We start from the raw sequence: 12,640 nt of genomic DNA on the forward strand, positions 1-12,640 counted from the left end.
GTTACAGCTACAGCTACGGCTGCGGCGTGGCGGTGAGCATGCGTACCGCCGGGGCCTCCGGCACCGCGGGCACGGCTTCCTGCGGGGCCGCGGGCGGGGCGACGGTCGTGGTCGTCCTCGCGGCGACGGCCGGGTTGAGGTCCTTGTGCACGGCGCGGGCGACGGCCTGGATGGTGTTGATGCCGTCGTTCATCGTCTTGTTGTCCTGGGTGAGGACGGTGATCGCGTAGTCGTGCCCCTTCCCGGTGAAGGCGCCGATGCTGTGCACCCGCCAGCCGTGGGTGGCGCGCGGCAGCCAGCCGTTCTTGACCTGGACGGTCACCCCGGACGGCGCCCCGGCGGGGGTGCCCCAGCGCTGCGAGGAGACGACCTTCTTCATCAGCCCCAGCTCGTAGGCCCGCGCGTTGTCGCTCAGCACCGAGTTCTTCACGGTCAGCAGGTGCAGCAGCCGCAGCTCGTCCTGGGCGGTGATCCGGGTGAGCCCCCAGTAGCCGCCGGAGCCGGGCACGGTGTTCTTCATGCCGGCGGCCTTGAGGAACGCCTTGATCTTGGTCACGCCGAGCTGCTTCCACAGGCTGGTGGTCGCGTTGTTGTCGGACTTGGTGATCATGGCGGTGGCGAGGTTGGTCTCGCGCTGGGTGAGGTAGCGGTTGTGCTTCTTGTTGTCCCAGAGCAGCGTGGCCAGCACGGTCGCCTTCACGACGCTGGCGGAGTCGTACTTCGTCGTCGCCCGCAGGGTGCAGTTGGTCCTGGTCTTCCGGTCGTAGAGGGCCACCGCCGTGGTCGACTTCCGCCCCTTGAGGGCGGCGGTGATGTCCTTCGACAGCTTGGCGGCGAGCCCGGCCTTGCCGGACGTGCAGCTCACGGCCGGTGTCGCGGCCGAGGCCGGTGCCGCGCCGACCGCCACCGGCACGAGCACGCCCGCGGTGAGCGCGACGGCGAGCGGGGCCTGTGCGCGACGGGATGTACGAGATCGGTCCTTCATGCGATGTGTCCCCCCTGGACTGATGTGTACGGGAACGCGCACCTCGCGCACCCGCCAGTAACGACTTCCGAGCAGTCGAAAGGTTGTGCGCATCAGGTCGTGGTGTTCGCCTCGGAAATCCCGGCCCTCTCGGGGGCGGCGGGGCGTTCCTCGCGGTCGTGGCCGGGTATCGATGGCCTCGTGCGGTCCGTCCCGACGGCAGGAGGAACGAGGAACCATGACGAGCGCCCGACCCGTCCGGTACGCCGAGGCGTACCGCTGCGGCAGGCTCTACGCGGTGATCGCCGCGTTGCAGCGGCTCGCGGAGAACGAGCACCACGAACTGGGCAGGCCGCAGTGCGTGGAGAGGGCCGCCACCCGGCCGGAGCCCGCGCTGCGGGATCCCCTGCGGCAGGTCGGCCACTACCTGGTGCGGGCGCGGATACGAGGCCGGGGCGCGGCGGCCGATCCGGTCTTCCGGTCGATCCCCGACTTCCTGCCCGAGGCCCGGGAGGTGCCCGCGTACCTGAGCGCCGAGGAGCGGGAGGACTTCCACCGCGGCCGCGAGGAGCAGGCGGCGCTCATCGCGAAGGAGTACCCGGCCGGAAAGTGAACCGGGGAGGGGAAACGGTCCCGCTTGGCAACACCCCCGCCCGGGAACGGCCCCGCCCGCGCCCCGGGATCGGGTGCGCGGGCGGGGACACGGGCCCTCTACGGGTACGTCAGGGCATCACAGGGGAGGTGCGTCGGCTCGAACAGCCGGGTCGGCCCGGTCAGCCGGGCCGACCGGATCAGCCAGGTCGGCCAGGTCGGCCGTGACTCACTTGGCGCGGGTTTCCGCGATCTGCCGGGACATGATCGTGGTCAGCTCGTACGCGGTGTGGGAGGCGGCGACGGAGGTGATCTCGGCGTGGTCGTACGCGGGGGCGACCTCGACCAGGTCGGCGGAGACCAGGTTGCAGGAGGACAGGCCGCGGACGATCTCCAGGAGTTCGCGGGAGGTCAGGCCGCCGGCCTCGGGGGTGCCGGTGCCGGGCGCGTGCGCCGGGTCCAGCACGTCGATGTCGATGGAGATGTACAGCGGCCGGGCACCGATCCGCTGGCGCAGCTGGTCGGCGACCTCGTCGACGCCGCGCCGCATGACGTCGGCGGAGGTGACGATGCCGAAGCCCATCTTCGCGTCGTCGTCCAGGTCCTGCTTGCCGTAGAGCGGGCCGCGGGTGCCGACGTGGGAGAGCGCGGAGGTGTCGAGGATGCCCTCCTCGACGGCCCGGCGGAACGGGGTGCCGTGGGTGTACTCGGCGCCGAAGTAGGTGTCCCAGGTGTCGAGGTGGGCGTCGAAGTGGAGCAGCGCGACCGGGCCGTGCTTCTTGGCGACGGAACGCAGCAGCGGCAGCGCGATGGTGTGGTCGCCGCCGAGCGTCATCAGGCGGGCGCCGGTGGCCAGGAGGTCGTCGGCGGCGGCCTCGACCGTCTCGACGGCCTCGTTGATGTTGAACGGGTTCGCGGCGATGTCCCCGGCGTCGGCGACCTGCGCGAGCGCGAACGGGGAGGCGTCCTGCGCCGGGTTGTACGGGCGCAGCAGGCGCGAGGCCTCGCGGATCGCGTTGCCGCCGAAGCGGGCGCCGGGGCGGTAGGAGACACCGGTGTCGAAGGGCACGCCGACGACGGCGACGTCGGCGGTGCCGACCTCATCGAGGCGGGGCAGCCGGGCGAACGTCGCGGGTCCGGCGTACCGCGGGACGCGGGAGGAGTCGATGGGGCCGCGCGGCGTTTCGCTACTGCTCATGGGGGTGCCTTTCTCGTGGTGGTGCGTGCCTCGTGGGGGGGGGGTGCGTGGTGACGCGGTCCGTACTGAAGACGGTAGGTGGCCCGCACACGGCACTGAAGTGTACGTTTCCTCCATAACTGAAGCCGTCGATGGATGGATCGTCCATGGAAGCCCCGGTCGCGCTGCCCCCGCCGCCCACTCCCCCGGTGTCGCTCACCGCGCTGCTCGCCCGTGAGGAGCTGGGGCTGCGCCGCATCGCGGGCCCGGACGGGGCCGAGCTGTTGTGGGTGCACACCTCGGAGATGGCCGACCCGTACCCGTATCTGCTCGGCGGTGAGCTGGTGCTGAGCGCCGGGGTGCTGCTCAAGGACCCGGACGGGTACGTGGCCCGGCTGGTGGAGGCGGGGGCGGCGGCGCTCGGTTTCGGGGTGACGCCGGTGTTCGACACGGTGCCGGGGGCGCTGGTCGAGGCGTGCGAGCGGCACGGTCTGCCGCTGGTGGAGGTGCCGCCCGGGACTCCGTTCACGGCGATAGCCCGGGCGGTGTGGCGGCTGATGGCCGAGGCCCGGCACCGGGAGCTGCGCCGGGTGACGCACGCCCAGCAGGCCCTGGCGACGGCGGCGGCCCGGCCCGACCCGGTCCCCGCGGTGCTGCACCAGCTGACGGTGCGGCTGGGCGGCCGGGCGGTGCTGCTCGCCGCGGACGGCGAGGAGCTGCACGCCTCGGGCCCCCGTCCCGCCCCGGACGTCGGTGCGGCGCTGGCCGGGCTGGCCCGGGTGGTCTCCGCCGGGGCGCGCCCCGCCCCGTCGTCCGCCACCGACACGCTGCGGGGCACCCATCTGTCCGCGTACGCGCTGGGCGGCGGCCAGGGGCTGGTCCTGGAGTTGGCGACGGACCGGCGGGAGGCGGGCGACCACACGATCGCCGGGGTCGCGGTCGTCCTGCTCTCGCTGCTGGCCGCCCCGCACCAGGGCGCCGACGCGGCGGGCCGGTCGGCCGCCCTCGTACGGATGCTGCTGGGCGCGGACCCGCAGGACGTCGGCCCGCTGCTCGGCGGCGCGGAACAGTGGACGGTAGTGCACGCCCGGCGCAGCGGGGACGGCCCGGTGGACCCGCTCACCGCCGGCGCGCTGGGCGCCGCCCTGGGCTCGGCCCTGGTCGACGCGGGCCGGGGCGGGGACGCGGTGCGGGTGCTGGTGCCCGGCGACGACCGGATCGTCCCGCAGCCCGGTTGGACCCTCGGCGCCTCCGCCCCCGCTCCCCTCACCGCCCTGGGCCTCGCCGACGCCCAGGCGGCCCACGCCCTGGGCCGCGCCGCGGCCACCCGCACCCCGTTGGTCCACCACCGCACCGACGCCGGTACGGGCCTGGCCGCCCTGGTCCCTCCCGACCGGGCCGAGGCCCACGCCCGCACCCTCCTGGCCCCGCTCACCGAACCCCTGGCCGAGACCCTGCGCTGCTGGCTGAGCCTCCACGGCAACTGGGACCGCACGGCCACGGCCCTGCGCATCCACCGCAACACGGTCCGCCAGCGCATCACCCGCTGCGCGGCCCTGCTGGACGTGGACCTGGACGACATGGACGTACGGACGGAGCTGTGGTTCGCACTGCGGCACCACTGACCCGGGCGCGGGGCACCGGCGGATTGGGGCAGGGGTGCGGGTGGCGTCGCCGACACTCGCCACGACCCCAGCGGCTTTGAGCAAGGTGCCGCACACATCGCGGTTCGCCGGAGCCGCCAAGGGCTGCCCCACCTCCACGGCGAACGGGCCCAGCATGAGCGTCCGGCCTGCCTTGGGCCGAACCCATCCCGCGTCGACCAACAGGCCGTTGCCCTGCGCGCCGCCGAGTAGTCGCAAGCGCCCGCAGGGTCGCGCAAAGGGCACGGAAGCGGCGTCAGCTCGCGCCGAGATAAATCCTCCGCGCCAGGACAGCTTCGATGAATTTCCGAGGTGGCAGGTAGTTGTGATCCTTGACGTAGTGATAAGCAAGATCCGGCGCGATCAGCAGTTCTCCGTCCGCGGAATAGACGCGCACTTCTGCGGCCCCCAGCGCAATCCTGACCCCATCCATTTCGGTGCGATAGGGGTATGAGAGCTTACCGTTTTCGTGAGGCAACGAGCAGGCATGAAACCCGCGCATCCTTGCAGAGGAGTTGTCTCGGGCAAGCAGAATAAAGGCGTCAAGAAAGCCTTCCGGCACATCTCCCTTCGTGAAATTTTTGTCGCCGCCGAGCCATCCGATGTTCAGCGCATTCGCGCCGGGCGGGATGGTTTCAGTGGCGTAAGTGTAAGGAGACAGATCGCTATACGTGGTCACGTAACCTCATCCTCCAAAAATCACACTTCTGCATGCCGCCCAGTGAATATTCCCCATGTTGGGTCTCAATAATTCAGAGAGGTTGGCCGGGGATGTCACAGTAACATTCCTGGGAACTCCGAGAATCTTTAGCCCATCAGGCTCGAACAGGGTGTAGTTTGGCAGCTTTTCACCCGGTCCGTAGACCTCGACAGGGGTGGGTGAGCCAGTCTCAATCTGATTCCCCAGCACATCACTGATCGGCTCTCCGTGACGACTGTACATATGGACGCTCACCCCCTCAGGAACCGTGACCGGAGTCCCGTCACCCTCCCAGATTCCGCCATGCCCACTGAAGACTAGTTGGCCATCAGGGCGCCCCATCCCGCGTAGATCTTGGACCACTCCATCCTTACCCGCGGCAAAGTCGGGAGCGTTACCCTTCCTGTCCACCGACCCCGTTTCCTTCTTCGGTTGGCAGGGCGCGAGGCCGAGAGGGTCGCTCCATGCGCCAGGGTTGTGCACGTAGGCGGTCGGGTTGGGGGCGGCGTTCAGCCCTAACGGGTCGACGCTGAAATAGCGGGCGGTTTCGGGGTCGTAATGCCTGAAGTAGTTGTAGTGCAGGCCGGTTTCCGGGTCAAAATACTGGCCCGGGAATCGGAGCGGCGTGTAGGCGCTACTATCTACCGCCCAGGCAGTTGAACCCCACAAGGTGCTACGGGTACGCCAGGCGACATCTTCCCGTTCATCTATAAGTTCACTTGGCGCGCCGACGAGATCGGTGACGATTGCGAAGAAACGTGAGTTGATCTCTTCCCGGGAAGTGTCAGAAGCAGTGATTCGTTCTGTTTGAGCTACCGGGTACAGACCTCGGTGATCCCAGGTCAGCGTAACCGGACGGGGCGAATCGACATCAAGTGTCGTCTGTTCGCACAGCATTGCACCGTCCCACGTGAAGATGACACGCTCGACGACGCTTTCACCGTCGGAGGCCAGGCGCAGTTTCTCTGTGCGCCTCCCCAACACGTCGTACGTGTACCGCCACCGTGTTCCGTCTGGAGTGATCGCAGACGTGAGTCGGTCTTCCGTGTCCCACTCGTATCGCCAGGTATCCGGTTTGCCGGATAGTCGGCGCTTTTGTCGCAAGGTGACGCGGCCCAGCTCGTCGTGTTCGTAGCGGACGCGTCCGGCTTGAGTGATACGCGTGCCGGAGTACGTGCGCCGACCCGCTGCTTCCTGCTCGGGGTGGGATGTGGGCCAGGAAGCTTCGGTCTGGTTGCCGGCTGCGTCGTAGGTGTAGCGCTCGGCCCAGTTGGTGGCGTGGACGGCGGTGACCCGGCCAGCCGGGTCGAGGTCGAAGGTTTTGGGGCCGGAGAGTAGATCGGTGAGGCCGGTGAGGTGGCCGTCGGCGCGGTAGGTGTAGTCGCGGCGTTGGATGCTCTTGTTGTCCGAGCCGGTGATCTGCTGGGTGGTGAGGTGGCCCCTGGGGTCGTATTGGTTCGTCAGGGTGAGGGCGTTGCCGATGTGGCGGGTGGTTTCCTGGCCTGCCGCGTCGTGTTCGAAGGTGAGGGTGTGGCCGGAGGTGGTGAGTGATGTGGGACGGCCTGCAGTGTCGTAGGCCCAGGTGCTGTGCGCGCCGCTGGGTGTTCTGCGGCTGGTACGACGGCCGAGGGCGTCGTACTCATACGACATGGTACGACCATTGATGGTCTCCGATTTAAGGCGGCCGTGCCGGTCGCGAAGATAGGTGAGGGTTGTGTCCGGGCCAATTGCCCCGGCTAGTTGGTCGAAGATGTCGTATTCGAAGGTGGTGACCGCGCCTGCGACATCCTTGGAGACGATGCGGTCGAGATTGTCCCGCTGGTAGCGGATGGTCTGACCGAGGACGTCGGTGCGTGCGGTGAGGCGGCCTGCCGCATCGCGTTCGTATGCGAGTGCGCGGTTGTCGAAGTCGGTCTCGGCTATGAGATGGCCAGCCGCGTCATAGCTGTAGTTCCAGGTCAAGCCCTGAGGATTGAGGACCTGAGTGAGGCGGAGTTCGTGGTCGTGGACGAATTCGTAGCGCACGCCGTCCGGGCTGGTGCGGGCAGCCATGCGGTCGAAGTGGGTGTACTCGAAGTGGGAGATGCCTCCCATGGCGTCGGTGTGCGTGAGGCAGTTGCCTTCGCCGTCGTACGTCCATGACTGCGTGGAGCCATTCGCGTCTGTACAGCGGGACAACTTGCCTTCGGCAGTCCATTCGAGGCGGGTGACCGCACCAAGGGGATCGGTGAGGATGACGGGACGGCCGAAGGCGTCACGTGTAACGCAGGTGGTGGCACCGAGCGGGTCGGTGATCTCGACAGGCAGCCCATCAGCGTTGCTGCGGATGCGGGTAGTGTTACCGAGCGTGTCGGTCACGGATGTGAGGTGTCCGGCGTTGTCGTACGTGTAGGTCGTTGTCGCGCCGGAGGCGTCGGTGACCGAGGTGCGGTTGCCGCGTTCGTCGTAGGTCTGCCGGGTGACGAGGCCGTCCGTGCCTCGTATTCGCACGGGCAGGCCGAGGGTGTTGTATTCGGCGGTCAGTTCCCGGCCGTCCGGGCGGACCACGGAGGTGAGGCGGCCATTCTCGTCGTATGTGGACCGGGTGGCGTGGCCGAGCGGGTTCGTGACGGACAGCAGGCGGTGGTGGCGGTCGTGTTCGAAGCGGGTGACGGCTCCCAGTGCGTTGATCTCGGCGACGACCTGGGAGCGGTCGTTGATCATGTAGCGCGTGGTGTGGCCGAGGCCGTCGGTCATGGAGGTCATGCGCAGGCCGGTGTCGGGGTCGGTGTCGTCCCAGGTGAAGCGGGCTTCGAGGTGTCCGTTGGTGCCGGCCTGGTGCACGCAGCGGTCGTGTTCGTCGTAAACGTATGCGTAGCGGCTGTTGTTGGTGTCCGTCCATGAGGTGATGCGGCCCTGTTCGTCGTAGCCGAAGCGCAGGGGTTTTCCGGAGGAGTTGGTGATTTCGGTGAGGTGGCCGTCGGTGTAGCCGTAGCGGAGGATTTCCTGGTCGGTGCCGTCGGGTGCGGCGCCTGCCAGGTGCAGGGCGGTGATCCTGCCGTCGTGCGTGGTGAGTTTCAGGTGGTAGCCGCCGTGGTGGACGATCGATGTGGGGGCGCCTGTTTCGTCGTACTCGAAGGTGATCCAGCGGTTGTTGCGGTCGTCGATCTGGGTCAGGAGTGCCAGTTCGCCGTCGGGCTGGTCGGTGAAGTGCCGGACGTGGCCGGTTTCCGGGTCGGTGATGGTGTAGCCGCCGTCGACCCGGTCCAGGGGCCAGCGCCGGCCGTGTGTGGGCATGACGGGAACGCCGGGTGCGGGGTGCGGGTAGGCCAGCAGGCTGCCTTCGTCGCAGCTGAAGACGACGCCTTCCGCGTCGATCTCCAGGCGCTGGTCGACCGTGCTCGACCAGCCGGTGCCGAACCAGCGGCCGGCCCGGTAGGAGGAGTCGAAGACGCGCGCGAAGACCAGGGGCAGCGAGCCGGGCAGCACGATGTCCGTCTGCGGCAGCAGCATGCGCCCGGTGGCGACGTCGACGGGGTCTCCGGCGCACTTGACCTTGCTGCACTGCTGGGAGGTGGAGTCGGGGTTCTTCTCGTGTCCGTTCCGGTTCGTGTTGTTCGGGCGGTCGGGGAGGTCCTTCGCCCCGGTCCGCAGGCCCCCGCGTGCGAGGCCGCTGCCCTTGGTGCCGGCCAGTTCGGGGACGAGGCGGCCGATGAATTCGGAGGGGTCGCCCTTGGCGGAATCCCAGGCGTTCTTGAGGGCCCGGTCGGGGCTGGCCCCGGTGGAGACGAGACCGGCGAGCGTCATGTGGACGCCCTTGTAGTAGTCGGCCGGGTGGGTCAGGTTGTAGGGGTCGGTCGGGTTGACCGAGCGGAGGAAGTTGACCAGTCCCGCGCCGCCCTTGATGACACCACCGCCGAAGTGGGCGAGCTCGATGCCCTGTCCCGCGGCGTGGTCGTAGACCTCCTGCCTGAGCCGGTTCAGGCCGGTGGGTTCCTCCGGCGCATGAGCCATCGCCGCACCGACCGCGCCCCTGGCCGTCCCGGCCGCCTCGTCGCGCACCTGCCGGGCATGCTGCAGCAGCTCCTGCGCGAGCCGGCGTTTGGCCAGTCCCGGGTCCGTGAACTCCCCCGGGTGCGGCAGCGGATGGTCGGTGTTGCGGACCGCGTTGTACGCCTGTGCCTTCTCCCGGAACGCGGCGGCGGCCCTCTCGTAGTCCCGCTTGCCCTCCTTGTACAGGGCGATGGCCTCGCGGGCCTTGTCCTGAGCACTGGTCACCGTCCGCGCATACGTCTCCAGCGCCCCGGCCGCGTCCTCGAACGCGTCGGCCGCACGCAGCCAGTCGGTCGGCAGGGTCCGGAACTTCTCCCGGAACGCGTCGGCGGCCTCGCCCTTCCAGTGGCCGGAGTCGAGCCTCTTCATCCCGGCACCGACGAGATCGAAAGCCCGCTGGAAGTCACGGAGGTTCTTCACCGTGGCAGCGATCTTCTCCGGCCTGCCGTGGATCAGCTCGTCCGCTTCCTCGCTCTGCCCGAGCTGCTTCTCACCGACCTCCGCACCCAGCGCGGACGCGGTCGCATCCCCCCAGTCCTCGACCCCGTCGGCCCAGCCGTGCGCCCCGACCCTGTCCAGGCCCGCACCCAGAACATCGGTACCGGCGTCGACGGCCCGGCCCGCGAGCTCCCTGCCCTTGTCGACCAGCTTGCCGGCCCCGTCGACCAGCCCGTCCCCGAGCCTCCCCCAGTCCACCATCAGTCCCCCCTCCCCCGCTCCTGCTCCGAACGCCCGGCCCCGGCGACCGCCTCCCGCAACGCCGGATCCGTCATCCAGGAGTCCTCTGCGGCATCCGGCCCCCCGATCCCCAGCTCCCCGCCGGTGTCCCGCCAGGCCTGCTGGACCTCCTCGTACGCCTTCCGCCCCGACTCCTCACTGAAGTCCGGGTCGTCGTACGCCGACTGGCTCCGGACCGTGTCCCAGCTCATCTCCTTGACCTCGTCCTCGGACAGGTGCGGATTCCCGTTCAGGGAGTTCACACCGATCTTGAACGAGTCCTTGACGTACCGTTCCTGCTCCGCGAACGAACCCGCCGACAACCCGACCCCCATGGCGAAGTCGTTGCCCCTCCGCGTCAGCGCCCGCACACCCCACTCCCAACGCCCGCAGAACGCCTCGAACTCCGCCGCCAGACCGCCATGCCCCAACTCCAGCCCCGACAGGCCCAGATCAGAAAAACCACGGCCCACCGACGCCTCACCGACCATCCCGAGCTCCTTCAGCTCGGCATGCGCCAGATCGATCCCCTTCGCAATCGCGGCCAACGCCTCCGGCGGCACCCGAAGATCCGAACCATCCCCGCTCACCGCGTCCCCCCGAGATCCACCGCCACCGAATCCGGCACGATCCCCGCCACCGGCGGGAACAACACCCCGCCCTCCTCACCGCCCGCATCCAGCGCCACCCCCGCAGGCCCCGGCAGCAACGGCACCATCACATCCAGCAACCGCGCCCCCAACACCCTCCGGTACACCCACTCCCGACCGGCCCCACCCCGGGCAGCGGCAAACCGCGCCAGCGCCGCCTCGTCCGAGAACGCACAGATCCACCGCACCCCGTTCTGCTCCGCCGACCACAGATCCCCCGCACCGTCCAGCGGCACCAGCACCGCCGCCCGCCGGAATTCACCCAGCAACACGGCAAACTCACGCCGAGCCACCGCCACCGGATCACCCTCCGGCCTCAGAACAGCGCCCGGCCCGGGCACCTCACCCGGCACCGAAGTCTCTTCAGGAGCAGGACAGTCGATCAGATCCAGGAGCTTCGAACGCCGCACAGACGGCTCCGCCATGTCATCCCCGTTATCGAACACGCGCCGAATGCTGCCACGGTGTGCTTTCCAGGAGCAACGAGCAAAAATGGCCAGGCAGACATGGTTCAAGCCTCAGCGGCTCCGCGCCGGGCCCCAGCCGTGAGCAGACCGACAAGCACCCGACCCCCAGCCACACCGTCAGCAGCATCTTCGGGGCCTCGTCTTCGGGCCTCAGCGCAGCCCGAGGCAGGGCAGCCAGTCGCGCGAGGCGTCGTGGGTGGCGGTGAGCAGGGCGCTGAGCGCGCCCGCGGTCCCGTTGAGCAGGGACGTGTGCGGTACGCCGGGGGCGAGGGTGGCGGGAAGGCGCCGGCCCAGGTGCCCGGACAGGCGGTCGCGGAGCGTCGCGGCGGCCGGCAGGTGGGCGTGCCGGTGGAACGCGTCCGCCACGGCCAGCACGCCCGCCGCGCCGTGGCACAGGGCGAGCTGATCGGTCAGGGGGTCGCCGTAGAGGTGGAAGCTCTCGTCGTACCGCTCCGCGAGGGTGGTGAAGGCGGTGGCCGCCCAGTCGGCCGCCGCCCGGTCGCCCAGTGCGTCGGACGCGTCCCAGAGTGCCCAGGTGACGCCGGGGGCGCCGTAGCACCAGGCCTGCCGGGCGCGGGCTCCGGGGGGCGGTGGGCCGTCGAGTCCGGCCCCGTCCCAGCTCCGTACGGACCGGGCGTCGTCGAAGGACTGCCGTACCAGCCAACGGGTGGCGCGGCGCAGGGCGTCCTGCAGCTCCTGCTCCGGGCCGACGTGGCGGACCGCGGCGGTGAGCCCGGCCACGAGCCCGGCCACGCCGTGGCCCATTCCGGTGTTCACCCGGCCCTGCAGCCAGCCCAGGTACGGGTGGCCGGAGTACTGGCCGACACGCAGGCGGCGCAGGTCATCGCTGTCGCACAGGGCCGCCAAGTGGGCGGCGAACGGGAGGAGTTGGCCGCGCTTCGGCTGTGGCGGCCCGGCGCAGAGTGCCAGCAGCGTGCCGGCCGGTCCGCAGATGAGGTCGTAGTCGGGCAGAGCGACGTCCTCGGTCCGCCAGGGGCGCGTCCTCGCCTTGTCCAGCAGGTGGTCGCGCAGCCGGTCGGCGACGCGGTGCAGCGGGGGGTGGAGGCGGGCGCCGAGCCGCAGGCCGATCAGGGTTCCGGCCAGACCGCCGTCGTACAGGCCGGGTCGGCCGGGGCCGCGGCCGATGGTCCGCGCCCATGCCGCCACCGCGCGTCCGGCGCCCGCCACCGCCGCGGGGTCGGGGGGCACCACCGGGCGGAACGTCTTCGCCCGCGGGCCGCACATCTCCGCGACCAGGCAGGCCAGGACCGGGATGCCGGGATCGGGTGTGGCGTCCCGCGCCCCGGAGAAGTCGTCGAGGAGTCGGACGGCGGTGTCGAGGGCCGCACGGGGCGGCGGAGCCTGGCTGTCTGCGTGCATCGGGTCTCCTCGTCGAGGAGCCACCCGGAGCGCTCCGGGTGGCTCCGTTCAGCTCAGCGGTGGACGCATGGGGTCACGACCGCCCCGACGTCATGCCCGTCGTGCCGGCATGCCGTCATGGCGTCATGCCTCATGCCGTCCGGACGGAGGTCGTCAGCAGACGCCGATGACCGAGCAGATGAGGACGGTGCAGAGGCCGGAGCACGCCCCGGTGTCGCCGGCGCCGCCGTCCATCGCCGGCAGCTCGGCGCCGGTGACCCTCTCGTCCAGCTCGGCGATGAGGTCGTCGAGCTCGGTGAGTTCCATGGTGGGCATGGTG

Annotated in this window: 10 protein-coding genes; 2 read left to right on the forward strand and 8 right to left on the reverse strand. The window is 69.9% G+C overall.

Going from position 1 to position 12,640, the window contains the following annotated elements; translation table 11 throughout:
* Positions 1-13 precede the first annotated feature (13 nt).
* Positions 14-985 (reverse strand): serine hydrolase, encoded by a 972-nt coding sequence (locus tag OCT49_RS10950; RefSeq protein ID WP_283851698.1) that lies wholly within the window; start codon positions 983-985, stop codon positions 14-16.
* A gap of 217 nt (positions 986-1,202) precedes the next feature.
* Here OCT49_RS10950 and OCT49_RS10955 point away from each other — a divergent pair, with 217 nt between their 5' ends.
* The gene (locus tag OCT49_RS10955; RefSeq protein WP_283851699.1) at positions 1,203-1,577 is read left to right on the forward strand and encodes a type I-C CRISPR-associated protein Cas8c/Csd1; all 375 of its coding nucleotides are present in this window, start codon (positions 1,203-1,205) and stop codon (positions 1,575-1,577) included.
* Positions 1,578-1,784: 207 nt separating this feature from the next.
* On the opposite strand, the gene speB is transcribed toward OCT49_RS10955, so the two are convergent.
* Positions 1,785-2,753 carry an agmatinase gene (gene speB / locus OCT49_RS10960; RefSeq protein WP_283851700.1) on the reverse strand — a complete coding sequence of 323 codons (969 nt, stop codon included), beginning with the start codon at positions 2,751-2,753 and terminating at the stop codon, positions 1,785-1,787.
* A gap of 131 nt (positions 2,754-2,884) precedes the next feature.
* Between speB and OCT49_RS10965 the strand changes: the two genes are divergently transcribed.
* Positions 2,885-4,357, forward strand: coding sequence for a PucR family transcriptional regulator (locus OCT49_RS10965; protein ID WP_502963357.1), 1,473 nt, complete (start codon positions 2,885-2,887; stop codon positions 4,355-4,357).
* Positions 4,358-4,631: 274 nt separating this feature from the next.
* On the opposite strand, the gene OCT49_RS10970 is transcribed toward OCT49_RS10965, so the two are convergent.
* From OCT49_RS10970 to OCT49_RS10995, 6 genes are all read right to left on the reverse strand, one after another.
* Positions 4,632-5,054, reverse strand: coding sequence for a DUF7919 family protein (locus OCT49_RS10970; protein ID WP_283851702.1), 423 nt, complete (start codon positions 5,052-5,054; stop codon positions 4,632-4,634).
* A 6-nt stretch (positions 5,055-5,060) separates the two neighbouring features.
* The gene (locus tag OCT49_RS10975) at positions 5,061-9,806 is read right to left on the reverse strand and encodes a putative T7SS-secreted protein (RefSeq protein ID WP_283851703.1); all 4,746 of its coding nucleotides are present in this window, start codon (positions 9,804-9,806) and stop codon (positions 5,061-5,063) included.
* Positions 9,806-10,414 carry a hypothetical protein gene (locus OCT49_RS10980; protein ID WP_502963358.1) on the reverse strand — a complete coding sequence of 203 codons (609 nt, stop codon included), beginning with the start codon at positions 10,412-10,414 and terminating at the stop codon, positions 9,806-9,808. The genes OCT49_RS10975 and OCT49_RS10980 overlap by 1 nt, the downstream gene beginning before the upstream one ends.
* Positions 10,411-10,920 (reverse strand): SseB family protein, encoded by a 510-nt coding sequence (locus OCT49_RS10985; RefSeq protein WP_283851705.1) that lies wholly within the window; start codon positions 10,918-10,920, stop codon positions 10,411-10,413. The genes OCT49_RS10980 and OCT49_RS10985 overlap by 4 nt, the downstream gene beginning before the upstream one ends.
* Before the next feature lie 171 nt (positions 10,921-11,091).
* A complete protein-coding gene (locus OCT49_RS10990; RefSeq protein WP_283851706.1) occupies positions 11,092-12,321 on the reverse strand; it encodes a lanthionine synthetase LanC family protein in 1,230 nt (409 codons plus the stop codon).
* Between the two features lie 153 nt (positions 12,322-12,474).
* Complete coding sequence (locus OCT49_RS10995) at positions 12,475-12,636, reverse strand: hypothetical protein (protein WP_283851707.1); 162 nt, start codon at positions 12,634-12,636, stop codon at positions 12,475-12,477.
* Between the last annotated feature and the right edge of the window lie 4 nt (positions 12,637-12,640).

The organism is Streptomyces sp. ML-6, assembly GCF_030116705.1.
GTDB lineage: Bacteria > Actinomycetota > Actinomycetes > Streptomycetales > Streptomycetaceae > Streptomyces.